This window comes from Staphylococcus parequorum (assembly GCF_039237145.1).
Taxonomy (GTDB): domain Bacteria; phylum Bacillota; class Bacilli; order Staphylococcales; family Staphylococcaceae; genus Staphylococcus; species Staphylococcus equorum_A.
In genome coordinates this window covers 1,104,031-1,128,397 of sequence record NZ_CP150682.1, presented here as the reverse complement: position 1 = coordinate 1,128,397, position 24,367 = coordinate 1,104,031, and the positions used below count along the sequence as shown (strand labels likewise).

Here is a 24,367-nt window from a genome sequence, read left to right as displayed (position 1 = left end):
GCACCTCCTTGTTATTTATTATTACCAAACGTAACCTAGGATTTCTCCGCCGATATTACGTTTTCTTGCTTCTTTATCAGTGATAACACCTTCTGAAGTAGAAACTAATGCAATGCCAAGACCGTTAAGTACTTTAGGTACTTCGTTAGCTTTAGCATAAACACGTAAACCTGGTTTAGAAATACGTTTTAATCCAGTGATAACACGTTCATTGTTTTGACCATATTTAAGGAATAAACGGATAACCCCTTGTTTATCGTCTTCAACAAATTCTACGTTTTTAATGAAACCTTCACTTTTTAAAATTTCAGCAATTTCTTTTTTAATGTTTGAAGCAGGTAATTCTAATTTATCGTGACGCACCATGTTGGCGTTTCTTACACGAGTTAGCATATCTGCAATTGGATCGTTGATTGTCATTGATTGTTGCCTCCTTTCAGACTTTTTATATTACCAGCTAGCTTTACGAACGCCAGGGATTTGGCCTTTATAAGCTAATTCACGGAAACAAATACGGCATAATTTGAATTTACGATATACGGAATGTGGACGACCACAGCGTTCACAACGAGTATATTCACGTACTTGGAACTTTTGTTTTTTTTGTTGCTTAGCAACCATTGAAGTTTTAGCCACTTAATTAGCCTCCTTTAGAGATTATTTTTGAAATGGCATACCGAATTGTGTTAACAATTCACGAGCTTCCTCGTCAGTGTTAGCAGTTGTTACGATAACGATATCCATTCCTCGTATTTTACTTACTCGGTCATAGTCGATTTCAGGGAAAATTAATTGTTCTTTAACACCTAAAGTGTAGTTACCTCTGCCATCAAATGCAGATTTAGATACACCACGGAAGTCACGTACACGAGGTAGTGATACAGAAATTAATTTATCTAAAAAGTCATACATTCTTTCACCACGTAAAGTTGTTTTAGCACCAATTGGCATACCTTCACGTAAACGGAATGTTGCAACAGATTTTTTAGCTTTTGTGATTAATGGTTTTTGACCAGTGATAGCTTGTAATTCCTCTACAGCATCATCTAATACTTTAGTATTTTGTACAGCGTCACCGACACCCATATTTACTACGATTTTATCAATTTGCGGCACTTCCATTACTGAACTATAGTTGAAATGTTTCACTAAGTTTTGAGTAACTTCAGAGTTGAATTTTTCTTTTAAACGGTTCACAGTGGATCCTCCTTTCAATTAGTTATTAATTATTAGTTTTGATTTCTTCGCCTGATTTTTTAGCGATACGAACTTTTTTGCCATCTTCGAATTTATAACCTACGCGTGTTGGTTCATTCGTTTTAGGATCTAATAATTGTACGTTAGAAACATGGATTGCTGCCTCTGTTTCTAAGATTCCACCTTCAGGATTAAATTGAGTTGGTTTTTGGTGCTTTTTGATTGTATTGACACCTTCCACAACGACACGGTCTTTTTTAGGTTCAGTTGCAACAACTTTACCTTCTTTACCTTTGTCTTTACCTGCGATAACTTTTACGTTGTCACCTTTTTTGATATGCATGTGTGGCACCTCCTTAAATTTATATATTTATAAATGTATTATTAAAGTACTTCTGGAGCTAATGATACAATTTTCATGAAGTTGCCTTCACGTAATTCACGTGCAACAGGTCCAAAGATACGAGTACCGCGTGGGCCTTTATCGTCGCGAATAATGACACATGCATTTTCATCAAATTTGATGTATGAACCATCGTTACGACGTACGCCTGATTTAGTACGTACGATAACAGCTTTAACTACTTCACCTTTTTTGACAACGCCACCTGGTGTAGCATTTTTAACACTTACTACGATAACGTCACCAATATTCGCTGTTTTACGACCAGATCCACCTAATACTTTAATTGTAAGAACTTCACGTGCACCAGAGTTATCTGCTACTTTTAATCGTGTTTCTTGTTGGATCATGAGTTAAACCTCCTTTATCTTCACTATTTATTAAATAATAACTGATTCTTCAACAATTTCTACCAAACGGAAACGTTTAGTTGCTGATAAAGGACGTGTTTCTTGTATTTTTACTGTGTCCCCTAATTTAGCTGAGTTGTTTTCATCATGAGTTTTGTATTTTTTAGAGTATTTTACTCGTTTACCATATAATTTGTGCATTTTGTATGTTTCAACAAGTACAGTTACAGTTTTATCCATTTTATCGGAAACGACTCTACCTACATAAACTTTACGATCATTTCTTTCGCTCACTATAGTAACCTCCTCTTTAAATTAAATTATTGATTAGCTTTACCTTGTTCAATTTCTCTTTCACGAACAACAGTTTTTAGACGTGCAATCGTTTTTCTTACCGTGCGAATACGTGCAGTTTCTTCTAATTGACCTGTTGCTAACTGAAAGCGTAGGTTAAAAAGCTCTTCTTTTGAAGATTTAATTTGTTCTTCGATTTCTGAAGTGGTTAAGTCTCTAATTTCCTTAGCTTTCATTTGTTTCACCACCCAATTCTTCACGTTTTACAAACTTAGTTTTCACTGGAAGTTTGTGACTAGCTAAACGTAATGCTTCGCGCGCAACTTCTTCGTCAACGCCTGCGATTTCAAATAAAATTCTACCTGGTTTTGCTACTGCAATCCAGCCTTCAACCGCACCTTTACCAGCACCCATACGTACTTCTAAAGGTTTTTTAGTGTAAGGTGTATGTGGGAAGATTTTAATCCAAACTTTCCCGCCACGCTTCATGAAACGTGTCATTGCAATACGAGCTGATTCGATTTGACGAGATGTGATCCAAGAAGTTGTAGTTGCTTGTAAACCATACTCACCAAATGTTACATAGTTACCGCCTTTAGAACGACCAGTTGTTTTAGGACGATGTTGGCGACGATATTTTACACGTTTTGGTAGTAACATTATTATTTTCCTCCTTCACTAGTGTTCTTAGTAGTAGGAAGAACTTCTCCACGATAAATCCATACTTTGACACCTAATTTACCGTAAGTAGTGTCAGCTTCTGCATGTGCATAACTAATGTCGGCACGTAGTGTATGAAGTGGAACAGTTCCTTCTGAATATTGCTCAATACGAGCGATGTCAGCTCCGCCTAAACGACCTGAAACTTGTGTTTTGATACCTTTAGCGCCATTTTTCATAGCTCTAGTAATAGCTTGTTTTTGTACACGACGGAACGATGCACGGTTTTCTAATTGTACTGCAATATTTTCAGCAACAAGTTTAGCATCTAAATCAATTTTCTTGATTTCAATAACGTTGATGTGTACTTTTTTGCTTGTTAATGAGTTCAATTTATTACGTAATTTTTCAATTTCTGAACCGCCTTTACCGATTACCATACCTGGTTTACCAGTATGAATAGCGATGTTGATACGGTTAGCAGCACGCTCAATTTCAACTTGAGAAACTGATGCTTCTTTTAATGCGTTATCAATAAACTTACGGATTTTTAAATCTTCGTGTAATAATGATGCGAAGTCTTTTTCTGCATACCATTTAGCTTCCCAATCACGGATGATACCAACACGAAGTCCGATTGGATTAATTTTTTGACCCACAGTGTTCCCTCCTTAAAAGATTATTAAGCTTCTTTAGCTTCTTCTTTACCGTCACTTACGACGATTGTAATGTGGCTTGTACGTTTGTTGATCGCACTTGCACGGCCTTGTGCACGTGGACGGAAACGTTTTAATGTTGGTCCTTCATTAGCATAAGCTTCTTTAACTATTAATTCATCAGTGTTCATGTCATAGTTATGTTCAGCATTTGCTAAAGCGGACATTAATAATTTTTCAACTACTGGTGATGAAGCTTTGTTTTTTAATTTTAAAATCGCTATAGCTTCACCAGCGCTCTTGCCTCTAATTAGATCTAATACTAATCTAACTTTACGAGGTGCGATTCTTATTGTTTTAGCAACCGCTTTTGCTTCCATTCGAATTTCCTCCTCTACTTGTTAGAAGTTATCTTCTAGTTTTTTTGTCATCTGCTGCATGACCTTTAAAAGTACGTGTTGGTGCGAATTCTCCTAATTTATGACCAACCATATCTTCAGTTACGAATACAGGTACGTGTTTACGTCCATCATATACTGCGAATGTATGTCCGATAAAATCAGGGAAAATAGTTGAACGACGTGACCAAGTTTTGATTACTTGTTTTTTCTCGCTTCCGCTTTGAGCCTCAACTTTTTTCTTTAGATGATCGTCAGCAAAAGGTCCTTTTTTAATACTACGAGCCATAGTGGCGCCTCCCTTCTTATTGTGAGCGTGCAGCAATCATGCCGCACACGCAAATAAGTCATTTTTATTTTTTCTTCTTACGTCCACGAACGATAAGTTTGTCTGAAGATTTTTTACCACGACGAGTTTTCTTACCAAGCGTAGGTTTACCCCAAGGTGACATTGGAGATGGCATACCGATAGGTGCACGTCCTTCACCACCACCGTGTGGGTGATCGTTAGGGTTCATTACAGAACCACGAACTGTTGGGCGTTTACCTTTCCATCTAGAACGTCCTGCTTTACCAACGTTAACAAGTTCATGTTGGATGTTACCAACTTGACCAATAGTAGCACGGCAAGTTGAAAGAATCATACGTACTTCACCAGATCTTAATCTGATTAAAACATATTTACCTTCTTTACCAAGTACTTGTGCACTAGCACCAGCTGAACGAGCGATTTGTCCACCTTTACCAGGTTTCAACTCGATATTGTGTACTACTGTACCTACTGGGATGTTAATTAATGGTAATGCATTACCTAATTTGATATCTGCATTTTCACCGTTTTCCAATACTTGACCTACTTTAAGGTTTTTTGGAGCGATGATATAGCGTTTTTCTCCATCAGCATAAACTAATAATGCAATGTTTGCTGAACGGTTTGGATCATATTGTATTGAATCAACTTTAGCGTTGATGCCGTCTTTATTACGTTTGAAATCAATAACACGGTATTGACGTTTATGTCCTCCACCGCGATGGCGAACTGTCAATTTACCTTGGTTATTTCGTCCCGCTCTTTTCGGTAGCGGTTGTAATAATGATTTTTCTGGAGTTGTTTCAGTGATTTCTGAGAAATCATAACCAGTCATATTACGACGACCATTAGTAATTGGCTTGTATTTTTTTAGAGCCATTGTCGTTTACCTCCTTATTGGTAATGTTTTAGTTGAATAGATCGATTGATCCTTCTTTTAATTTTACAATTGCTACGCGTCTTTTATTTGTATAGCCTTGGTAACGGCCCATACGTTTTTTCTTTGGTTTGTAGTTGATGATGTTTACATTAGCAACTTTTACGTCAAAGATTTCTTCAACAGCGATTTTAACTTGTGTTTTATTAGCACGAGTATCAACGTCGAATGTGTATTTGTCTTCTGCCATAGCGACAGATGATTTTTCAGTGATTACGGGGCGCTTAAGAACGTCTCTTGCTTCCATTATCCTAGCACCTCCTCAACTTTTTTAGCAGCTGATTCTGTAATTACTACACTGTCAGCGCTTGTGATATCTAGAACATTTAAACCTTGAGCTGTAGTAACTTGTACACCAGGAATGTTACGAGCAGATAATGCTACGTTTACATCTTCTGATTCAGTAACTACTAATACTTTTTTAGGTTGTTCTAAATTTGAAAGTACAGTTTTGAACTCTTTAGTTTTTGGAGCTTCTAAGTTTAATGTATCAACAACAGTTAAACCTTTTTCTTGTACTTTATAAGATAATGCTGAGCGTAATGCTAAACGACGCATTTTCTTAGGCATTTTGTATGAGTAGCTTCTTGGTGTTGGTCCGAATACGATACCACCACCACGCCATTGTGGAGCACGGATTGTACCTTGACGCGCACGTCCTGTACCTTTTTGTCTCCATGGTTTAGCTCCGCCGCCTCGTACTGCTGAACGGTTCTTGACAGCGTGTGTACCTTGGCGTAATGAAGCACGTTGTAAATTAATTGCTTCAAAAAGAACACTATTGTTTGGTTCGATTGCAAATACTGCATCGTTTAATTCAACTGAACCTGATTTAGTTCCATCTACTTTTAATACATCATAATTTGCCATTATGCATATCCTCCTTTCATTCTATATTATTTATTACCTTTAATTGATGAAGTGATTTCTAAGAAACCTTTTTTAGGTCCAGGTACATTACCTTTAACTAAAATTACATTGTTTTCAGTGTCAACTTGAACTACTTCTAAGTTTTGAACTGTTACTGTGTCTCCACCCATACGTCCAGGCATTTTTTGTCCTTTAAAGACTTTTGAAGCATCTGATGCCATACCTATTGAACCAGGTGATCTATGGAAATGAGAACCATGTGACATTGGACCACGTGCTTGATTATGACGTTTAATGGCACCTTGGAAACCTTTACCTTTAGATACGCCTGTTACATCAATTACGTCTCCAGCTTCAAATGTATTAACTGAGACTTCTTGACCTACTTCGTATTCATCAACATTAACGTTTTTGAATTCACGAATGAAGCGCTTAGGTGCTGTGCCTGCTTTTTTAGCATGGCCTTCAGCTGGTTTGTTAGCATATTTGCTTGTTTTACTACCTTTTTTATAAGCTCGTTTATCTTCGTAGCCTACTTGTATTGCGTTGTAACCATCAATCTCTTCAGATTTCTTTTGTAATACAACGTTTTGGCTTGCTTCTACTACTGTTACTGGGATTAAATCACCGTTTTCTCCGAAAACTTGTGTCATCCCGATTTTTCTTCCTAAGATTCCTTTGGTCATCGAAAGTCCACCTCCTAAATTTTTCTATTATAATTTGATTTCGATGTCTACGCCAGATGGTAAGTTTAAGCCCATAAGAGCATCAACTGTTTTTGGTGTAGGGTTAACAATATCGATCAAACGTTTATGTGTACGTTGTTCGAACTGTTCACGTGAATCTTTGTACTTATGCACGGCACGAATTACAGTATAAACTGATCTTTCAGTCGGTAACGGAATTGGTCCAGATACATCTGCACCAGAACGTTTTGCTGTTTCAACAATTTTTTCTGCTGATTGATCGATTACGCGGTGATCATAAGCTTTTAATCTGATTCTGATTTTTTGTTTTGCCATAATTTTCCCTCCTTATTCGTCTACATTTAAGTGATAGACTTCTCCACGAAAACTATCTCACACAGCGCCATGGCAAAGCGGCCGGGTGTGTCAGTAACCTTTCGCTTCATCGCGTGTTCTTAAAGTCCAACATTAGATATGTTACATGAAAAGCAGTGATTAATCAAGCTTTTCTGCAAAAGTTTTTATACTTTTTGTCTAACACATACTTTGTTATTGTACTTGAATACGCTAATCACTTCAACCTTTTTTGAAATCTTTTTAAAAATCTTTTTGAATCTCTAGAATTCATTATTACTTATTGTTATTGAAATCCATTGGTTTGTTTTATAATAGTAGATATTAGGTGGTGATATGATATGAAAAGGGGTATTCGTACTACGCTTATAATTTTGAGCTTTATACTCCTAATAGGAGAGTTTGTTTATGGTATTCCATTTCTTGGTGGTAGCATTATTCTTAGTTTTGGTTGGCAACCATTACTCATTAACGCCCTATTATACCTTGTAACTATGATAATACTCATAGTAGATAAACAAAACTCAATTAAACCAATGATGGTTATTCCATTATTAGGTGTTATTGGTTCATTCATTGCATTTTTACCTTTCATCGGTATGGTTGTGCATTGGATTTTATTCTTTTTAATGCTTTTCTTTATATTCGTACTCTTTTCAACTCCTCTGTATGTAGCTAACAAAAATGCAAAAGTAGTATATACAGAATATAGAGAAACTCAAAAATAATTAGTCTTTCTTTTTAAATTTTTTTATAAGTTCTGTTAGTTAGGATTAACTATTTTTCATCGAGCGTATATTATATGAGTCTTTGTTTGGTTAAATCATACCAATTGGGTAAATCGATTCTTTATTAACAGCATAACTTTTATTACCTTTTCATAAATTGCTATTATAATGAAGAAACTTGTTTTTACTTCTTGTATAATATGTATTTGATGTATAATACCTTATACGATTTCTAAACAGTTCCAAGTTAATTATTTGTAAAATATAAAAGCACATTGTTGCGTCGCTTTGACGTTCAACAATGTGCTTTTGATTTATCCGTGAACAAACACGAAATAGAGAATAAATAATACCATTAAACCATACATGATAGGATGTACTTCTTTATGTCTTTTAGAGATTAACATTGTAATTGGATAGAATATAAATCCGCAAGCAATACCTGTCGCAATTGAATATGATAAAGGCATCATGATTATTGTGACAAAAGCTGGTACTGCAACTTCAAATTTCTTCCAATCTATTTCTGCAAAGTTTGAAGCCATTAAGACACCAACTACAACTAATGCAGGTGTGGTAACTGCACTCGTCACTACTTCCATAAGCGGACTAAAGAATATCGCTAATAAGAAACAAAAACCTGTTACTACACTTGCAAATCCTGTCCGTGCTCCGACAGCAACACCTGATGTTGATTCAATATATGTAGTCGTTGTTGTGGTACCAAAAATCGAACCTACAATTGTCGCTAATGAGTCTGAAAAAAGTGCACGTCCAGCTCTTGGAAGTTTGTTATCTTTCATCATACCAGCTTGACTAGCTACTGCTACTAAAGTTCCTGCTGTATCAAAGAAATCTATGAATAAGAATGTTAGGATAACAATTAGAAATTGAACAGTAAATAATTGCGATGGATCTTTAAAGGCTTCAAAAGCTGCACCGAAAGTTGGTTCAATACTTGGCACTTGACCTACAATGCCACTTGGCGTATGTATAAGACCAGTAATCATACCAAGAATAGATGTAAGCATCATACCAATAAATATTGCTCCTGGCACTCTAACTGCATAGAGTATAACAGTGATAATGATACCAAATATAGTTAAGAGTACAGGTCCGTCAGTAATTTGCCCCAATGTAACTAACGTAGAATCATTGGCAACAATAATACCTGAACTTTGTAACCCTACAAATGTGATAAATAACCCGATTCCTGCAGACACTGCCATTTTCATCTGAAAAGGAATTGCGTTTATGATTATTTCCCGTAGCCCCGTCATTGTGAGGACTGCAAATACTAAACCAGAAAATAGTACTCCAGTTAAACCGACTTCCCAAGGAATGCCCATAGTTAATACAACAGTAAATGCAAAGAATGCATTTAAGCCCATACCAGGTGCTAAAGCAATCGGATATCGTGCAATTAGCCCCATAAATAGTGAGCCAACAAAAGCTGCAAGTGCTGTGGCAACGAAAATAGCACCTTGATCCATTTTCATATCGTCAGACACGCCTTCAACGCCTGCTAAACTAAGTACTTGAGGGTTAACAGCTAAAATGTATGCCATAGATAAGAAAGTCGTTAGCCCACCAAGTATCTCTTTCTTATAGCTTGTTCCATGTTTATCAAACTTGAAATACTTTTTCACAGTTAGTTCTCCTTTTTTTAAAATACCTACATATTTTAATATCAATTTAACTATTTTACAATAGCAAACACGAACTTTGTTAAAATATATATTTCGTTTGTTCGATTATTTTAGAATTTAAGGCCTTTTAGTGCATCTTGGAATGGGTTGTTCTCTATACCTTCATCTTTATTCATATATTTTTTCATATCTTTTTTATTTATTTTATCTGACTTTTTATTTTTATGTCGTTTATCCATTTGAGTCTGACTTTCAGTATGACCACAAACACAGCGATAAACAGCGTCCTTCCCTCTTCCGAATAACGTCATTTTTTTATGACAATTAGGACAACGTGCGTTAGTTTTTCTTTGAACATTCTTTTTCGTTTTGCACGTAGGATCCTGACAAACTAGCATTTGTCCATTTTTCGTTTTAACTTTAATCATAAATTTACCGCAAGTTGGACATTCAGTTGTAGTTAAATTGTCATGTTTATAGCTTTGTTCACTTTCCTTAATTTCAGATACAACGTCGTTCGTAAATTGCTTCATCTCTGATATAAACTGTTTCACATCATATTTACCTTGTTCAATGAGTGAAAGTTTTTCTTCCCATTCTGCTGTCAGTAACGGAGAAGTAAGTTTTTTTGGTGCTAATTCTAAAATTTGTTTTCCTTTAGAAGTTACTTTTATTTTGCCATCACGTACTTCAATCGCATTCATATTAAATAATTTTTCTATGATATCCGCTCTGGTTGCTACAGTACCAATACCGCCTGTTTCTTTTAATGTATCATTATGTTTTTTATCATCTAATGCAAAGAATTTCTGAGGGCTTTCCATCGCTTTGAGTAAAGTTCCTTCATTAAAATACGCTGGAGGTGTTGTCTCATGTTGCTCTATGTTCACACGAGTGATTTTAAGTGTTGCACCTTTTTGCATTTGAGCAATTTGTTCATTTGCTTTTTCTTGAGTATCATAGACTGCTTTAAAACCTAATTTTGTAGTGATTTTATCTTTAAAAGTAAAGTTATATCCACCCACATTTAATTCTATAGAAACTGCTTCGTATTCATGAGGTGGCATTAGATTTTCTAAGTATCTTTGCGCAATCATCATGTATATTTTTGATTCTCGTTGGCTTAATTGATTCATATCAGGACGTACTTCTGTTGGTATGATAGCGTGATGATCTGATACCTTACTGTTATTTACAAATCTTTGTTTAGCAGAAAACGATTGTGACATTTGCCCTTTTGCTATGTCTTTTAAAGTTGTAGCCATAATTGCTTGCAAACGATCTTTGAGCGTATCTACCATATCATCAGTTAAATAATTTGAATCTGTACGTGGATACGTCACAAGTTTATGTCTTTCATACAACGCCTGTAATGTATTTAAAGTCTCTTTAGGCCCTAAGTGATAGCGTTTATAAGCTTCTTGTTGCAAATCAGTTAAACTAAACAATTGCTGTGGATATGATTTTTTATGACTTTTAGTTATTGTTTCAATCGTTGCTACTTGTCCTTCAATTTCCTTCTTGATACCTTCAAAAACAGTTTTATCAGGATGTGATTGAGGTTTAGTACATTGGAAGTTAAGGCCACCTGCATTCAATTTCATTGTGAAATAAGTCTGTGGTTTGAATTGATTAATCTCATTTTGTCTCATTTGTACTAATTGTATTGTTGGTGTTTGCACACGACCCAGTGACAATTGCGCGTCATATTTGGTTGTCAATGCTCTTGTTGCATTGATACCAACAATCCAATCTGCTTCACTGCGTGCTAATGCAGCGTGATATAAATTGTCATATTTACGTCCATCTTGCAGTTTATTAAAACCATCTTTAATTGCTTTATTTGTTACAGAACTAATCCATAAACGTTTAATTGGTTTTTGATTATGTGCTTTATCTAATATTAATCGCGCTACAAGTTCGCCCTCTCTACCAGCATCAGTTGCAATGATGATGTCTTTAACATTATTGTTCTTAATTAAAGATTGCACTGTTGAAAATTGCTTTCTTGTCTTACTTATAACAACAGTTTTCATTTTATTTGGTATAATGGGTAAAACATCAAGTTTCCATTCTTTATAATTATTATCATACTGTTCTGGCGTTGCATTCGTTACCAAATGACCCAACGCCCAAGTAACTATATATTTATTATTTTCAAAATAGCCATTGCGCTTTTCATTAACGTTCAAAGTATTTGCAATGTCTCTACCTACTGAAGGTTTTTCAGCTATAATTAGTGATTTCATAATTTCGCCCTTTCAATTTCAATATAATATTTATTGTAACATGTATATAGCACATCGAAACTTCCATTTATATCAAAAAGTTCCTATAATTAACTTAATAGTTTACAGACGGAGGTATTTTATGAAAACTATCAAATTAAACGACTATGACCAGATAGAACAGTTTATAATTAACGCAGATTATCGTTCAGCTTCTTATTTATACAAATTACCACCAGCACATAAAGATATTACAACTAATATAAAGCAACTCATCGAAGACCCAGGCGTCTATGCACAGATGGATGATCAAGATCAAATCATCATGTTAATATCAGCGTTTCAATATGAGCAAAATAAATATAAAGTTCTTGGCCCTTTCGTAAATAAATCAGTTACACCATCAGTTTCAGCCTTTCAAAACTTATTTGAAACATTAGCACAGAGCAAATCTGAATCTACGAGTTTCAACTTTTCTTTTGAAGAAACAGAACAAAATTATTTAGATTTTATGAAAGCTATCCAATCTTCTTATAGCTTTACAGATTATTATTTAGTAGCATCACAAGATATTGGTGAAATTGAGCACGCACAAAACATCACAGAATATCAGCCAGCTTACTATCGTTTATTTAGTAAATTGCATGAACACACATTTAAACATGATGTAATGACTGCTGATGAAATTGTTGAATCACTAGATGAGCATCATCGCCTATTTATGTTTATGTCTGAGGGACTACTGAAAGGTTATCTCTACCTTCAAATATTTGAAAATAGTCATAAAGCAGAAATCAAATATTTTTCTTCGCACTCTGATTATAGACTTAAAGGCATAGCATTTGATTTACTATCACACGCCATACACATCGCGTTTACTAATCACGATATAGAAAAAGTTTTTTTCAAAATACGTAGTAAAAACACGACACTCGTTGAACGTTTTAATGAGCTAGGCTTTAATATCAATTATGAATATAAAAAATTTAAATACGTCGCTGCTCATATTTAATTCGCTATACCTTTATAAGCTTAAAGTTTGGAATATCTCCAAATTTTAAGCTTATTTTAATTATTCTTTTTTTAATGCCAAAAACCGATAATGGTTATATTTCACAATGATACAAAATAATTTTGCATATAATCTAATATTTTTTACTATATTAATATTTTGCTTTAAAATACCATACAAGGGCAATCTAAGTAGTTGTTTTGAAAGGAAAGTATTATTTAAATAGAGAGAGAGTGAATATAAAGTATGGATATATTAATTGCCCTTTTACCCGCGTTATTTTGGGGGAGTGTTGTTTTAATTAATGTGCTTGTTGGTGGTGGCCCCTATAACCAAATTAGAGGTACTACATTTGGTGCATTAATCATTGGTATTATTTTATTATTAACTGGCAATGCTGAATTTGGTGACCCCACTATTATTATTGTCGGTTTAATTTCAGGTGCTTTTTGGGCACTTGGTCAGGGCTACCAATTGAAATCAATTAGTTTAATTGGTGTGTCTAAAACTATGCCTATCTCTACTGGTTTACAATTAGTAGGTACAACATTATTTAGTGCTGTATTTTTAGGTGAATGGAGTACTGGTACTCAAGTTACATTAGGCCTACTCGCTATGGTATTACTCGTTATTGGTATTGCTATGACGTCTATTAAAGGCAAAAATGAAGCATCAGAAAACACGAAAAACTTTGGTAAAGCAATGCCTATATTACTAATTTCTACTGTTGGTTACGTCGTGTATGTAGTTGTAGCTCAAATCTTCGGTGTAGATGGAATGAATGCCCTTTTCTTCCAATCTATAGGTATGGCGATTGGTGGCTTAATACTATCAGCTAAACACGAAACATCAATAAAAAGTACTGCATGGAATTTAATTCCTGGTGTAATTTGGGGGATAGGTAATTTATTTATGTTCTATTCACAACCCAAAGTCGGTGTAGCAACGAGTTTTTCATTATCCCAATTATTAGTCATCGTATCTACACTTGGCGGTATTTTCCTATTAGGTGAGCGTAAAGACAAACGTCAAATGACTGGCATATGGGCTGGTATTGTTCTCATTGTCATTGCTGCCTTTGTACTCGGAAATATTAAAGGTTAACATTAACAATCAAACATCATTTTACAAATAGATAAACAACATTAAGTTTAAGGCAACGACAATTTTTCATTGCATATTGAATGATTAGTGACTTTCATCTCTAATCATTTAATATTTGTCTTAAACTTTTTGTTTTATACTATTACTATCAAGGAGGCGTCATACATTATGTTTAAGGACTTAGAAGGTAAAGTTGTAGTGATTACAGGTGCTGGTAGCGGTATTGGAAAAGCTATGGCAGAACAGTTTGGTGATGAAAAAGCTAATGTCGTTATAAATTATCGCTCGGAACGCCATTTAGAAGTAGTGTCTCAAACTATCCAATTAATTGAAGATGCAGGCGGCAAGGCAATCAAGGTACAAGCTGATATATCAAAAGAAGATGATGTAGAACGTTTAATTCAATCTGCTGTAGATCAATTTGGTACACTCGATATCTTAATTAATAACGCTGGATTTGAAAAACCTATCCCTACACACGAAATGCCTTTAGAAGAATGGCAAAAAGTAATTGACGTCAATTTGACTGGTGCATTTATAGGTTCAAAAACAGCTATAAACCAATTTTTAAAAGAAGATAAAAAAGGTGTAATTATCAACACATCTAGTGTTCATGATAAAATTCCATGGCCAAACTATGTAAACTACGCAGCAAGTAAAGGCGGATTAAAATTAATGATGGAAACAATGTCGATGGAATATGCACAATATGGTATTCGTATTAATAATATTTCACCGGGAGCTATCGTTACTGAACACACGAAAGAAAAATTCTCTGATCCAACAACACGTGAAGAAACATTAGAAATGATCCCATCTAAGATTATTGGAGAAGCTAGTCAAGTTGCTAACGTTGCAAGATTTTTAGCTTCTGACTTAGCGGATTATATTCATGGCACAACAATATATGTCGATGGTGGCATGACTAATTATCCTGCATTTATGGGTGGTAAAGGTTAAGCTAACATTTAATCTGGTTATCAGTCATTAGAGACAGCAAAAAGCACTCCTGTAAAATAACAGGAGTGCTTTTATTTATACAAATAAAGCTTGGTAAATATATAATATAATTATACTAATAACAATTGTTAAATTAGTGACCATGCCAACCAGTGGTAATGTCTTATATTTAAATTGAATCGCATAAGGTATTATTGCTACACCTACTGGTAATAACCATGCAACTTGTAGTGTTGTTTTTACCATTTGATCATCAACTGGTAAAAAGAAATATACGAGTAACCCAGCGATAATACCTAAACCGTAATGTAATAAAATGTACTTCATTGCGATTGGTAAAAATCGTTTATCTATACTAAAATTCAACATTAACCCTATCAAAATCATTGATAATGGCATATTAGCGCCTGATAATACAGAGAAGAAATCAATTACTGGATCCGGAAAATGAATATTGAGCATATTTAAAATAAACATGATGATATATGTCATTAACGGCACTGATTTAAGAAGATTTTTCGCTAGATATTTAAAATCAAAGCTATCACCTGAACTACTAAAATAGCTTCCAACAAAGTAAGTAACTCCAAACATAATAATCGCGCCACCAATATCTACCATACCAAAATAAATCATACCAGTATTGGGCCATATTGCTTCTACCAATGGATATGCAAATAAGCCTATATTTAGAGAAGCCATCATCATACCCGTTGTCCCTCGTATTTGGTTGTCATATTTCATGAAGAACCATACCATGATTATTTTTGTTATAGCACCATACAAAATCATCATTATAGGTAAGATAGAAAGTGATATATCTAAATCTGCTTCGTTTAAATTAACTATCACGAGTGAAGGTAATGTGACATTTAGAACTAATGTTGCAAAAACTTGGCTGTCGTTTGCCTTAAAGTAATTAATTCTTTTAAGTGCATAACCTAATGCAATAAGTAAAATAATTATGATAAATTGTTGAGTCACAATAAACCTTCTTTCATTACATCGTTTCGTTTTCATTCCATTTTCATACTTTAACATATAACTCGGTTATTTTAGAAGCTTTCAATTTCATGTTATAATTTAAACTAAAACAGTGTGGCCAATGCCGCATACAAAAGGAGTGTGTAAAAATGGATTTAAAAGAAAAATTAGCTGAACTAAAATATGATTACGTGAGACTACAAGGTGACCTTGAAAAAAGAGAATCCGTTAATCAACAAGTTGACCCATTATTACGACAACTTGAAGACATAGAAAAAGAAATTGCATCTGTACGTTCAGAAATTAGTCAAAAAGAACGTAAATAACATCCTAGTAAATCAATTTTTTACATGCTAAGATTAAGTGCATACATAGAAAGGATGTAATTCAATGCAACTGTACCTTATCTTTTTACCAATATTATATCTTATAGTAAGCTACATCAGTATATTTAAAATGCCGACAATCATTACACGCATTTTACGTATTATTATGGCCTTGCTCTTATTATTTGTTGTAGCAATTACAACATTATCTTTCCCTGCAATAAACTGGTGGGTATTCATCGTACTATTACTTATCGTTGGCAATGTAGAAATCACAGCTTTCAAAAACGGTAAAAAAGATTCTAAAGGCGTTCAGATCTTAAATATTATTACCGTTATACTATTTGTGGTATACGCTATTTTAGCATTAGTATTATATTAATTATTTAAATATTGAGTATTGAAGTAGTTATCTATTTCAATACTCTTTTTGCATAGTGCATTATTTTCAGTTAACTAACAAGATAAGTACTAAGAAAAATGATTTATACCGTCCCTTTTATATAAAAACAAATAAAACTGCTTACACATGTTATAAGACTGTGTAAGCAGTTTTTCTGTAGGAATTCATTCATACATCCTAATATGATTTATCTATGATTTGTTTTTCTTATTACGTTTATTAATAATTTTATCTTTCAAGCTAAATAGTATTTCGTATATAACAGGTACTACAATTAACGTTAATAGCGTAGATGAAATTAATCCACCTATAACTGTCGCTGCCATACCTTTTGAAATAATAATTGAGCTATCTTCACCAAACAACATTGGTAATAATGCGCCAATTGTAGCTATAGCTGTCATAAGAATCGGTCTAATACGCGTACCACCAGCTTCTAATAACGCTTCTTTCATTTCCAGACCTTGTTTTTCTTTATTAATAACTCTATCTACCAACACAATCGCATTTGTTACTACGATACCAATCAGCATGAGCATACCAATCATACTTGGTACGGATATCGTTTCACCCGTTAAGACAAGAGCGATTACTACACCTATAACAGTATATGGAAGAGAGAATAGAATTGTAAATGGTGCGAGTGCGCCTTTGAACGTCAGAACAAGCACTAAATAAACAATTATTATTGCTGCTATCATTGCTAATACTAATTGTGATATAGCTTTGCTTATATCTTCATTAGCCCCGCCTACTTTTGTTTCTACGTTATTAGGCTTATCTATATCGTTTACTTTAGATATTACTTTTTGAGCCATGCCACCGACATCATCGTTTGTTACTTTTGTAGAAACTGTTGCAGTGTAATCACCGGCTTCTGTTTCAATTTTATTAGGTGTAGATGATTTTTCTAAATCGGCAATCTCACTTAACTCAATAGATTGACCTGTTGGTGTTTGTACTTCTGTGCTTTCTAATTTTTCTTCTGTCCAGTTTTTATCTTTATCTTCTTTAACTTTTACATCTATGGATTTACCTTTTTCTTTAACAGTCGTAACCGTTTGTTCAGGTGTATTTTGATTTAATGTCATTGCTAATTGCGAAGCTGACAAGCCATAGCTTGAAGCTTTATTTTGATCGACTTTGATATTATATTGCTCATAAGTTTGTGATAAGTCTGACTTAACATTAGCTAGTCCTTTAACATCTTTCATTTCGTCTTCAACTTTTTTTACAGTTCCTTCAATTGAATCTAATGATGGACCAGTTACTGCAATTTCTAATGCTTTGTTGTCTGTGCCGGTGCCCATATCTTGGTTACCCCAAGTACCAGGGTGTTTATATTCTTCAATATGACTAAGCACTTTATCAGGTTCTTCATCAAAATTTGGTGTGTTGGAATCATATTCCACCATTATTGCCATACTATTTGAACTTCCAGTAGGATCTGTCGGCGTTGCACCACCCACTGAATATTGAACTGTATTCACTTTATCTTTTTTATTTAAATATTTCTGTACTTCTTCTGCGTGATTTAGAACGCCTTCTTCAGTTTCACCGGGTTCCGGCGTATATGTAAGTGCCATATACTTATCTTCCCCTGTGGAAATAAAGCTTGTTCCAAGTTTAGCAGCACCCAGTCCAATACTTGCTATCAAAATGAGTGTACTAATTATAATTACAATCCATTTATGATTTAATGACCAGTTTAATACTTTTTTGTAATTACTACCTATCAAACCTAATTTCTTTTCTCTACGTTGTTTAATTCCCTTTTTAAAGAATGTTGCACTTAATGCTGGAACAATCGTTACAGAAACAAGAAGTGATGCTAATAAACTAAAAGCAATTGCTAGGGCAAATGGTCTAAACATTTGACCTACGGAACCTGTTACAAAGACAAGTGGCAAGAATACAATAATTGTCACTATAGTAGATGATAAAATTGGTTTAAATACTTCACTTGTAGCACTTATAACTAATTTATCTCCGCTTAATTTCTCATCTTTATCTGACAAACGTCTGTATATATTTTCTACTACTACAATTGAATCATCAATTACACGCCCTATGGCAACAGTTAATGCGCCTAAAGTAAGAATGTTTAATGAAACATCTGATAATTTTAATGCCACCATCGCTATTAAGATAGACATTGGTATGGATACGATTGAAATTGCAGTCGTTCTAATATTTCTTAAGAATAGTAAGATAACGATAATCGCAACCATTGTACCTAAGGCTGCTTTTTCAATCATAGTGTAAAGAGAGTCTTGAATAGGTTTCGCTGTATCCATGACTTTAGTTGAATTGACATCAGGATTTTCTTTAACAAATTTATCGATTTCATTTTTGGTATCTTCAGCTACTTTTACAGTATTGGCGTCTTGTGATTTAGTAACCTGTACATTCACCGCGTCTTTACCATTTGTTTTTGAAATAGATTCACGTACATCCCCTACAGAGACGTCAGCAATATCATCTAGCTTCACTGATGGTACGCTTTCACCACCTGAGCCACTACTTGCTCCGGCACCTTGCATTGCAGAACCTTGTGAAGAAGCTCCCGCACCACCTTGACTTTGTGCTGCACCTTGTTGACCTGAATCACTTGCACTTTGTCCTTGAGCGCTAGATCCAGCACCTGCAGTTAGTGGGATTTCTAAATCTTTCAATGCATCTACGGATGTAAATTGACCATCAATGACAACAGACTTTTCTGTCTTATCAAATTGGAATAACCCGAGAGGTGTTTCACTTGTAGCACTCTTTAGAAATTGTTGAACACTTTCTGCACTCAAACCACTTTCCTGTAATTTTTCTTGATCAAATTTCACAGATACTTCTCGTGACGTTTGACCGTTAAGTTGTGCAGTTTGTATACCTTCAATTGTTTCTAAACGTGGAATCAGTTCGTTGTTAATTTTACTTGTCGTATCTTTGAGGTTATCTTCCTTATTACTAAATGAATAAGCTACGATAGGAAATGCATCCATTGAACTTCTTGTTAGTTCTGGTTCCTCAACCTCTTCATCAAATTTAATCTTATCGATTTCTTTCTGTAAATCATTTTCTGCTTTATCCATATCTGCAGTTTCTTCATATTCTACAGTTACCATTGAAGCATTTTGTATAGATTGAGCGCTCACGCTCTTAACATCAGACATAGACCTAACTTGACTATCTATTTTATCACTAATGTCTTCCTTTACTGTTTCTGGAGTCGCACCCGGTAATGCTGTTTGTATTGTAATCATTGGTGGTTCAACATCGGGTAATAGTTCGAGTTTCATTTTGGAACTCGAGTATATGCCAGCTAATATAACTAACAAGACCATTAAGAATATTGCAAATTTATTTCCTAATGAAAACTGTAGTAATTTTTTTATCATGCACTTAATCTCCTCTCGTACTTTCATTTCGCTATATCCAATTTACCATAAGTCTCTAATTTACAATATCATACATGCTAATAATTTTATAAAATATTTTGAATTTTTAAATCTATTCAACAATAAAAAAATACACAGCATAAAGTTTTATAAATTTTAATTCAAAACTTTATATTGTGTATTTTTACGTTTAATTAATTTACTAGCTTTTACTTACGTTTTAATTTACGAGATATTTTAATTTTCGCTTTAGTAAGCTTTGGTTTTACATTTTCAATTATTTGATAAAGTGGTTTGTTTAATACATAGTCAAACTCACCTATTTTTTCACTTAAATATGTGCCCCAAACTTTTTTGAATGTCCACAAGCCATAGTGATCAGAGTCTTTATCAGGATCATTATCAGTACCACCAAAATCATAAGTTGTCGCACCATGTTCCCTAGCATATTGCATCATAGCAAACTGCATATGGTGGTTTGGTAGAAAATCACGATATTCATTTGAAGAAGCACCATATAGGTAGTATGATTTGTTACCTGCGAACATTAACAACGCGCCTGACAGATACATACCTTCAGGGTGAGATAGTTCTAATTTTTCCATATCTTCAATTAATTCTTGGGTTTTAACGATTTTATTATTTACATCGTTGATTTTATTTAGTGTTTTTTTATCTTGTTTTTTTTCAGCTAATTTAACTTTTTCTTGCTCAAGTTGTAATAAGTCTTCTCTTAAATCTTTGAGTACTGGCTTAGGCTCTAATTTAACTAAGAATAATTCTGCATCGCCATCTGGATTCATAGCATCGTAGATATTTTGGAAATAACTAATATCACGCGTTAAAAAGCCATCACGTTCACCTGTAATTTGCATTAAGTTGGCAAATGTTTTTAAACCTTCTCTATTAGAACGCTCAACAGTCGTACCACGTTTTAAAGCTAATCTGACTTTTGAACGATTACGTCTTTCAAAACTTTGTATAAGTTCTTCATCTGACTTTTCAATTGGTGTAATCATTGTCATTCTTGGTTGTATATAATCTTTAGATAAACCTTCTTTAAATCCTTTGTGCTTAAATCCTAGTGATCTTAGGTTTGTTAATGCGTCAGCACCTTTATCTACTTCAACATCTGGATCAATTTTAATAGCATAGGCTTTTTCTTCTTTTGCAATTTGCATTGCGTACTCTAAAAGCGTTTCTAATGCGAGTTTATTACTGTAATCTGTAACAAAACCTCTAGAGATATAGCATAACGTATATGGTAACTTAGGTACCTTTTTGAATAACAGTTGAGCAACGCCTTTTACTTCGCCCTCTTCTCCAACTGCGATACGTTTTGAATACCATCCAGTTAGTGTTTTTGTTTCTGCCCATTTTGTTAATTGTAATAAATCACCTTGTGGGTGCGATTTAACAAACGCATCATGTGCTTGATTTGTGATATTCATCTTTTCCATACAACTAATGTCTCCTTTACCAATTCAATACTTTGATATTATACATTGCTTCGCTCATAATTTCACATATAAACAGTTCATTTGCTATACTATATTAAAAGAAAAAGCGAGGTGTTTTCATGCGTATTTTTATTATTGGATTATTACTGATTATTAATTTAATCTTTGTAGTTCAAGCTTTTATCGAACCACTGTCAATATCATACTTAAGCTTAAGAGTTATTTTAGCGGCGTTGTCTTTTGTTATATGCGTATACTTATTATTATTGCGCACACATAAAGTCGCCACGTATTTAACTATTTTAACACTTATTATTTCATTGATACACATTTTCATTATTGCACATAGCGCGTATATTTATATTTATTAATCTGCCTCAAATTGGTAACTTGTTCCTCGAATAATTAAAGTATAAGATGATGAAGTTTTATCGTCTCGTAATGTGACTGATTTATACCCTGAGTGTTCACCATCATAAATGTGGTAAACGACATCATCATTTTTTAATTTTAATGCAGTATACGTTTTAGTTTCACTTATTTTTTCCATATCAAACCAATATTCCCATTTTTTTACAGTATGCTCTCGTTCTGTGCTGTGTAAATTAATTGTTTTAATCGTAAATTCTTTTTGTTGCAACGGTTCTAATTTTGCATTTCTCACTTCTTCAGCTTCATTCCACTGGATAAAAAATGGTGGTTTTACTCTATAATCTGGATCTGCAATATAAAGCAATTTCCAAGATGTTTTATCACCTTTCACATTTTCCCTATGCATATCTATAGGGCCGATGACCTCTATATTTCTCGTTTCCAAATCTTTTTTCAATTGATGAATATCTTGCGTACGAAATGCCAGCGTCTTTATACCTTGACTATAATTATCTTGCACTATTTTTGAAGGAAACGATACACGTCCTTCATCTGTTTTTATCATTTTTAATAATACGTCAGGTTTATACACATCTAATAACTCTATATATGCATTATTTAAATAGGCTAATCTGTTATAAGTTCCCAATCTTTCATGATTGCCACCTTGATGTAATTTAAACAAATGTCCCGGATATTTAAAGTTATCTAATTGATGAATATAATGAATCATATGGTCTAATTTTAAATACTGCATTAGGTATCTCCCTTATTTTAGCTTTGACTATATCTTAACAAATTGTATACCACTTTACTTGTCTTAACTAACGCTACGGAATAAATTTCTTATCTCCATAAACTTTTTCTTTAATTTTTAATGTTTTTACATCGCCTACTATTGATTTTTTTATTAAAAAAGAATAGAATAAGTATGCTATAAATTAAGTTAGCAAAGCTAACTATATTAGGAGGTCATTATGGAAAACAATCTTGTTTTTAATAACCTTATTGGCATTTATAGACCATACACCAAATTGTTTCAACCTATATTTGAAGCGTTTGATCTATATCCTGCTCAATGGTTGGTATTTAAAGATATAGCTTACAATGCGCCTACTACTTTGGTACAAATATCAAAGCGCCGTGCCATTGAGAAACCGACAACACGTAAGATTTTAAAAGTACTTTCTGAAAAATCATTGCTTTCAATTGAACCTGGTATTGATAAAAGGGAGAAGTTATTAACGCTCTCAAAAGAAGGGCAGCTATTATATGACAATATGAGTGCTCGAGTTGATAAGGTGCAAGATCAGCTTATTAATGAAACAGGATTATCTGAAGACGATCTTAAACAGGCAATTAAGACCATTCAATCAATACATGAAGCTATAACAAAAATGGAGGAAGCGTAATATGAACCAAGCTATAACAACAAAATCACCCATATGGACAAAAAGTTTTAATATAAACTTTATAACCAATTTTTTAATATACTTATGTATGTACTTACTTATAGTAATTATCGCCAGCTATACTAAATCTGAATATAATGTTTCAGATAGCACCGCTGGCTTAGTAACAGGGCTCTTTATCATAGGTTCTTTAATCGGACGTTTTGTAACTGGTAAATATGTAAATAAAGTTGGTCCTAAACGTATATTATTAATTGGATTAGTATTTTTACTCATTACCCAATTATTATATTTTATAGAAGGTTCTTTAGCATTACTCATGTTTACTAGATTAATCAACGGTATCGCTACAGGAATTACTACAACGGCAACAGGTACCATCGCCGCTTATGTCACACCTAATGATAGAAAAAGTGAAGGCATTAGTTTATTTTCTTTAAGTCTTGTCATGGGTGCAGCTATTGGTCCTTTCCTTGGATTACTTTTAATTAATGCTTTTCCAATTAAGATATTATTCTTAATTTGTCTCATTTGTGGTGTAGTAAGCTTATTAATTTCTTTCTTTGTAAACTTACAATTTAAACTCGATACGACTGATACAACTACTCAAAAAACAACGAGTAAAAAATTCAACATCAATAATTACATTGCAAAAGAAGCTATTCCGGTTGCAATAATTATGTTGATTTCAGGTTTAACTTATTCTTCAATACTTACATTCTTGCAATTCTTTGCTCAAGAGATAAATTTAGTAACGATTTCTAGTTACTTCTTTATATTCTATGCCATTGCATCACTGATTACTCGACCAATTGCAGGTCGACTTATGGATCAAAAAAATGAGAATGTCATTGCATATCCTGCCTTTGTATTCTTAATCCTTACATTCGTTACTTTAAGTATTACAAATAATGGTTGGTTACTCATTCTTGCCGGCTTGTTCTTAGGTGCAGGTTATGGAAATATTTCATCCTGTATGCAAGCTATTGCCATTAAAGTATCACCACCTGCTAAATATGGTATAGCAACTTCAACCTATTTTATCGGACTAGACTTAGGCGTTGGATTTGGACCATATGTTTTAGGATTCATGACATCCTCCGTATCTTATGCACAATTATATGCTATTATGGCCGTCATCGTACTCATAGCAGCTATAATTTATTTCTTTTTACATGGCAGAAAAGTTAAAACAACTTAACTCATTACAATAAAAAGAGAA

At 33.8% G+C, this 24,367-nt stretch carries 30 protein-coding genes; 8 read left to right on the top strand and 22 right to left on the bottom strand.

From position 1 onward, the window contains the following. Nucleotides 1–21: 21 nt before the first annotated feature. The 16 genes from rpsH to rpsJ all read right to left on the bottom strand — a co-directional run bounded on the left by rpsH (nucleotide 22) and on the right by rpsJ (nucleotide 7,097). Nucleotides 22–420, bottom strand: coding sequence for a 30S ribosomal protein S8 (rpsH, locus tag AAA453_RS05245; protein ID WP_002506975.1), 399 nt, complete (start codon nucleotides 418–420; stop codon nucleotides 22–24). A 30-nt stretch (nucleotides 421–450) separates the two neighbouring features. Next, on the bottom strand, nucleotides 451–636 hold the full coding sequence (locus AAA453_RS05240) for a type Z 30S ribosomal protein S14 (protein WP_002482625.1): 186 nt from the start codon (nucleotides 634–636) through the stop codon (nucleotides 451–453). A 21-nt stretch (nucleotides 637–657) separates the two neighbouring features. Then, on the bottom strand, nucleotides 658–1,197 hold the full coding sequence (gene rplE / locus AAA453_RS05235; protein ID WP_046465816.1) for a 50S ribosomal protein L5: 540 nt from the start codon (nucleotides 1,195–1,197) through the stop codon (nucleotides 658–660). A 25-nt stretch (nucleotides 1,198–1,222) separates the two neighbouring features. Continuing rightward, a complete protein-coding gene (rplX, locus tag AAA453_RS05230) occupies nucleotides 1,223–1,540 on the bottom strand; it encodes a 50S ribosomal protein L24 (RefSeq protein ID WP_002506973.1) in 318 nt (105 codons plus the stop codon). A 41-nt stretch (nucleotides 1,541–1,581) separates the two neighbouring features. After that, the gene (gene rplN / locus AAA453_RS05225) at nucleotides 1,582–1,950 is read right to left on the bottom strand and encodes a 50S ribosomal protein L14 (protein ID WP_002506972.1); all 369 of its coding nucleotides are present in this window, start codon (nucleotides 1,948–1,950) and stop codon (nucleotides 1,582–1,584) included. 30 nt (nucleotides 1,951–1,980) lie between these two features. Further along, on the bottom strand, nucleotides 1,981–2,244 hold the full coding sequence (rpsQ, locus tag AAA453_RS05220) for a 30S ribosomal protein S17 (RefSeq protein ID WP_002506971.1): 264 nt from the start codon (nucleotides 2,242–2,244) through the stop codon (nucleotides 1,981–1,983). 26 nt (nucleotides 2,245–2,270) lie between these two features. Next, a complete protein-coding gene (rpmC, locus tag AAA453_RS05215) occupies nucleotides 2,271–2,480 on the bottom strand; it encodes a 50S ribosomal protein L29 (protein WP_002506970.1) in 210 nt (69 codons plus the stop codon). After that, entirely contained in the window at nucleotides 2,470–2,904 is a 435-nt protein-coding gene (gene rplP, locus AAA453_RS05210; protein WP_021338400.1) for a 50S ribosomal protein L16, read from the bottom strand. Before rplP ends, rpmC begins: the two co-directional genes overlap by 11 nt. Nucleotides 2,905–2,906: 2 nt before the next feature. Next, a complete protein-coding gene (gene rpsC, locus AAA453_RS05205; RefSeq protein ID WP_046465817.1) occupies nucleotides 2,907–3,563 on the bottom strand; it encodes a 30S ribosomal protein S3 in 657 nt (218 codons plus the stop codon). A 23-nt stretch (nucleotides 3,564–3,586) separates the two neighbouring features. Continuing rightward, a complete protein-coding gene (rplV, locus tag AAA453_RS05200; RefSeq protein WP_002482617.1) occupies nucleotides 3,587–3,940 on the bottom strand; it encodes a 50S ribosomal protein L22 in 354 nt (117 codons plus the stop codon). A gap of 28 nt (nucleotides 3,941–3,968) precedes the next feature. Further along, entirely contained in the window at nucleotides 3,969–4,247 is a 279-nt protein-coding gene (rpsS, locus tag AAA453_RS05195) for a 30S ribosomal protein S19 (protein WP_002482616.1), read from the bottom strand. A gap of 64 nt (nucleotides 4,248–4,311) precedes the next feature. After that, the gene (gene rplB, locus AAA453_RS05190) at nucleotides 4,312–5,148 is read right to left on the bottom strand and encodes a 50S ribosomal protein L2 (protein WP_064783527.1); all 837 of its coding nucleotides are present in this window, start codon (nucleotides 5,146–5,148) and stop codon (nucleotides 4,312–4,314) included. Nucleotides 5,149–5,176: 28 nt separating this feature from the next. Continuing rightward, entirely contained in the window at nucleotides 5,177–5,452 is a 276-nt protein-coding gene (gene rplW, locus AAA453_RS05185) for a 50S ribosomal protein L23 (protein ID WP_002506966.1), read from the bottom strand. After that, the gene (rplD, locus tag AAA453_RS05180; RefSeq protein WP_002506965.1) at nucleotides 5,452–6,075 is read right to left on the bottom strand and encodes a 50S ribosomal protein L4; all 624 of its coding nucleotides are present in this window, start codon (nucleotides 6,073–6,075) and stop codon (nucleotides 5,452–5,454) included. The genes rplW and rplD overlap by 1 nt, the downstream gene beginning before the upstream one ends. A gap of 26 nt (nucleotides 6,076–6,101) precedes the next feature. Beyond that, the gene (gene rplC, locus AAA453_RS05175) at nucleotides 6,102–6,761 is read right to left on the bottom strand and encodes a 50S ribosomal protein L3 (RefSeq protein WP_021338403.1); all 660 of its coding nucleotides are present in this window, start codon (nucleotides 6,759–6,761) and stop codon (nucleotides 6,102–6,104) included. A gap of 27 nt (nucleotides 6,762–6,788) precedes the next feature. Continuing rightward, nucleotides 6,789–7,097: a 30S ribosomal protein S10 gene (gene rpsJ / locus AAA453_RS05170; RefSeq protein WP_002482611.1), complete on the bottom strand. Its 309-nt coding sequence runs from the start codon at nucleotides 7,095–7,097 to the stop codon at nucleotides 6,789–6,791. Between the two features lie 359 nt (nucleotides 7,098–7,456). Here rpsJ and AAA453_RS05165 point away from each other — a divergent pair, with 359 nt between their 5' ends. Beyond that, the gene (locus AAA453_RS05165) at nucleotides 7,457–7,843 is read left to right on the top strand and encodes a hypothetical protein (RefSeq protein WP_427706742.1); all 387 of its coding nucleotides are present in this window, start codon (nucleotides 7,457–7,459) and stop codon (nucleotides 7,841–7,843) included. A gap of 314 nt (nucleotides 7,844–8,157) precedes the next feature. On the opposite strand, the gene AAA453_RS05160 is transcribed toward AAA453_RS05165, so the two are convergent. Continuing rightward, complete coding sequence (locus tag AAA453_RS05160) at nucleotides 8,158–9,492, bottom strand: NCS2 family permease (RefSeq protein WP_046465820.1); 1,335 nt, start codon at nucleotides 9,490–9,492, stop codon at nucleotides 8,158–8,160. 110 nt (nucleotides 9,493–9,602) lie between these two features. Beyond that, nucleotides 9,603–11,741, bottom strand: coding sequence for a DNA topoisomerase III (locus AAA453_RS05155; RefSeq protein ID WP_427706739.1), 2,139 nt, complete (start codon nucleotides 11,739–11,741; stop codon nucleotides 9,603–9,605). Between the two features lie 121 nt (nucleotides 11,742–11,862). Between AAA453_RS05155 and AAA453_RS05150 the strand changes: the two genes are divergently transcribed. The 3 genes from AAA453_RS05150 to AAA453_RS05140 all read left to right on the top strand — a co-directional run bounded on the left by AAA453_RS05150 (nucleotide 11,863) and on the right by AAA453_RS05140 (nucleotide 14,796). Continuing rightward, nucleotides 11,863–12,732, top strand: a complete 870-nt coding sequence (locus AAA453_RS05150; RefSeq protein WP_427706737.1) for a GNAT family N-acetyltransferase — start codon at nucleotides 11,863–11,865, stop codon at nucleotides 12,730–12,732. A 246-nt stretch (nucleotides 12,733–12,978) separates the two neighbouring features. Beyond that, nucleotides 12,979–13,836 carry a RhaT/GlcU family sugar-proton symporter gene (locus tag AAA453_RS05145; protein WP_427706735.1) on the top strand — a complete coding sequence of 286 codons (858 nt, stop codon included), beginning with the start codon at nucleotides 12,979–12,981 and terminating at the stop codon, nucleotides 13,834–13,836. 168 nt (nucleotides 13,837–14,004) lie between these two features. Continuing rightward, the gene (locus tag AAA453_RS05140; protein ID WP_427706733.1) at nucleotides 14,005–14,796 is read left to right on the top strand and encodes a glucose 1-dehydrogenase; all 792 of its coding nucleotides are present in this window, start codon (nucleotides 14,005–14,007) and stop codon (nucleotides 14,794–14,796) included. A 75-nt stretch (nucleotides 14,797–14,871) separates the two neighbouring features. Here the strand turns inward: AAA453_RS05140 and AAA453_RS05135 are convergent, their stop codons facing one another. Next, nucleotides 14,872–15,780 (bottom strand): AEC family transporter, encoded by a 909-nt coding sequence (locus AAA453_RS05135; RefSeq protein ID WP_427706731.1) that lies wholly within the window; start codon nucleotides 15,778–15,780, stop codon nucleotides 14,872–14,874. Nucleotides 15,781–15,929: 149 nt separating this feature from the next. Between AAA453_RS05135 and AAA453_RS05130 the strand changes: the two genes are divergently transcribed. Continuing rightward, nucleotides 15,930–16,106, top strand: a complete 177-nt coding sequence (locus AAA453_RS05130) for an SE1832 family protein (protein ID WP_002511448.1) — start codon at nucleotides 15,930–15,932, stop codon at nucleotides 16,104–16,106. Between the two features lie 64 nt (nucleotides 16,107–16,170). Then, a complete protein-coding gene (gene mspA / locus AAA453_RS05125; protein ID WP_046465826.1) occupies nucleotides 16,171–16,488 on the top strand; it encodes a membrane stabilizing protein MspA in 318 nt (105 codons plus the stop codon). A gap of 212 nt (nucleotides 16,489–16,700) precedes the next feature. On the opposite strand, the gene AAA453_RS05120 is transcribed toward mspA, so the two are convergent. The 3 genes from AAA453_RS05120 to AAA453_RS05110 form a co-directional block, all read right to left on the bottom strand. Continuing rightward, nucleotides 16,701–19,901 carry an efflux RND transporter permease subunit gene (locus tag AAA453_RS05120; protein ID WP_427706729.1) on the bottom strand — a complete coding sequence of 1,067 codons (3,201 nt, stop codon included), beginning with the start codon at nucleotides 19,899–19,901 and terminating at the stop codon, nucleotides 16,701–16,703. A gap of 209 nt (nucleotides 19,902–20,110) precedes the next feature. Next, nucleotides 20,111–21,361, bottom strand: a complete 1,251-nt coding sequence (locus AAA453_RS05115; RefSeq protein WP_046465828.1) for a lipid II:glycine glycyltransferase FemX — start codon at nucleotides 21,359–21,361, stop codon at nucleotides 20,111–20,113. 367 nt (nucleotides 21,362–21,728) lie between these two features. Then, nucleotides 21,729–22,490 carry a VOC family protein gene (locus AAA453_RS05110; RefSeq protein ID WP_046465830.1) on the bottom strand — a complete coding sequence of 254 codons (762 nt, stop codon included), beginning with the start codon at nucleotides 22,488–22,490 and terminating at the stop codon, nucleotides 21,729–21,731. A 220-nt stretch (nucleotides 22,491–22,710) separates the two neighbouring features. Here AAA453_RS05110 and AAA453_RS05105 point away from each other — a divergent pair, with 220 nt between their 5' ends. Next, complete coding sequence (locus AAA453_RS05105; RefSeq protein ID WP_427706727.1) at nucleotides 22,711–23,145, top strand: MarR family winged helix-turn-helix transcriptional regulator; 435 nt, start codon at nucleotides 22,711–22,713, stop codon at nucleotides 23,143–23,145. Nucleotide 23,146: 1 nt separating this feature from the next. Then, nucleotides 23,147–24,346 (top strand): MFS transporter, encoded by a 1,200-nt coding sequence (locus AAA453_RS05100; RefSeq protein WP_427706725.1) that lies wholly within the window; start codon nucleotides 23,147–23,149, stop codon nucleotides 24,344–24,346. Nucleotides 24,347–24,367: the final 21 nt, after the last annotated feature.

What these genes read in the sequence shown, in the direction of transcription:
- rpsH (WP_002506975.1), bottom strand. Translation starts at nt 420, where the DNA reads ATGACAATCAACGATCCAATTGCAGATATGCTAACTCGTGTAAGAAAC.
- rplX (WP_002506973.1), bottom strand. Translation starts at nt 1,540, where the DNA reads ATGCATATCAAAAAAGGTGACAACGTAAAAGTTATCGCAGGTAAAGAC.
- rplN (WP_002506972.1), bottom strand. Translation starts at nt 1,950, where the DNA reads ATGATCCAACAAGAAACACGATTAAAAGTAGCAGATAACTCTGGTGCA.
- rpmC (WP_002506970.1), bottom strand. Translation starts at nt 2,480, where the DNA reads ATGAAAGCTAAGGAAATTAGAGACTTAACCACTTCAGAAATCGAAGAA.
- rplP (WP_021338400.1), bottom strand. Translation starts at nt 2,904, where the DNA reads ATGTTACTACCAAAACGTGTAAAATATCGTCGCCAACATCGTCCTAAA.
- rplV (WP_002482617.1), bottom strand. Translation starts at nt 3,940, where the DNA reads ATGGAAGCAAAAGCGGTTGCTAAAACAATAAGAATCGCACCTCGTAAA.
- rpsS (WP_002482616.1), bottom strand. Translation starts at nt 4,247, where the DNA reads ATGGCTCGTAGTATTAAAAAAGGACCTTTTGCTGACGATCATCTAAAG.
- rplB (WP_064783527.1), bottom strand. Translation starts at nt 5,148, where the DNA reads ATGGCTCTAAAAAAATACAAGCCAATTACTAATGGTCGTCGTAATATG.
- rplW (WP_002506966.1), bottom strand. Translation starts at nt 5,452, where the DNA reads ATGGAAGCAAGAGACGTTCTTAAGCGCCCCGTAATCACTGAAAAATCA.
- rplD (WP_002506965.1), bottom strand. Translation starts at nt 6,075, where the DNA reads ATGGCAAATTATGATGTATTAAAAGTAGATGGAACTAAATCAGGTTCA.
- rplC (WP_021338403.1), bottom strand. Translation starts at nt 6,761, where the DNA reads ATGACCAAAGGAATCTTAGGAAGAAAAATCGGGATGACACAAGTTTTC.
- rpsJ (WP_002482611.1), bottom strand. Translation starts at nt 7,097, where the DNA reads ATGGCAAAACAAAAAATCAGAATCAGATTAAAAGCTTATGATCACCGC.
- AAA453_RS05165 (WP_427706742.1), top strand. Translation starts at nt 7,457, where the DNA reads ATGAAAAGGGGTATTCGTACTACGCTTATAATTTTGAGCTTTATACTC.
- AAA453_RS05155 (WP_427706739.1), bottom strand. Translation starts at nt 11,741, where the DNA reads ATGAAATCACTAATTATAGCTGAAAAACCTTCAGTAGGTAGAGACATT.
- AAA453_RS05150 (WP_427706737.1), top strand. Translation starts at nt 11,863, where the DNA reads ATGAAAACTATCAAATTAAACGACTATGACCAGATAGAACAGTTTATA.
- AAA453_RS05145 (WP_427706735.1), top strand. Translation starts at nt 12,979, where the DNA reads ATGGATATATTAATTGCCCTTTTACCCGCGTTATTTTGGGGGAGTGTT.
- AAA453_RS05140 (WP_427706733.1), top strand. Translation starts at nt 14,005, where the DNA reads ATGTTTAAGGACTTAGAAGGTAAAGTTGTAGTGATTACAGGTGCTGGT.
- AAA453_RS05130 (WP_002511448.1), top strand. Translation starts at nt 15,930, where the DNA reads ATGGATTTAAAAGAAAAATTAGCTGAACTAAAATATGATTACGTGAGA.
- mspA (WP_046465826.1), top strand. Translation starts at nt 16,171, where the DNA reads ATGCAACTGTACCTTATCTTTTTACCAATATTATATCTTATAGTAAGC.
- AAA453_RS05120 (WP_427706729.1), bottom strand. Translation starts at nt 19,901, where the DNA reads ATGATAAAAAAATTACTACAGTTTTCATTAGGAAATAAATTTGCAATA.
- AAA453_RS05115 (WP_046465828.1), bottom strand. Translation starts at nt 21,361, where the DNA reads ATGGAAAAGATGAATATCACAAATCAAGCACATGATGCGTTTGTTAAA.
- AAA453_RS05110 (WP_046465830.1), bottom strand. Translation starts at nt 22,490, where the DNA reads ATGCAGTATTTAAAATTAGACCATATGATTCATTATATTCATCAATTA.
- AAA453_RS05105 (WP_427706727.1), top strand. Translation starts at nt 22,711, where the DNA reads ATGGAAAACAATCTTGTTTTTAATAACCTTATTGGCATTTATAGACCA.
- AAA453_RS05100 (WP_427706725.1), top strand. Translation starts at nt 23,147, where the DNA reads ATGAACCAAGCTATAACAACAAAATCACCCATATGGACAAAAAGTTTT.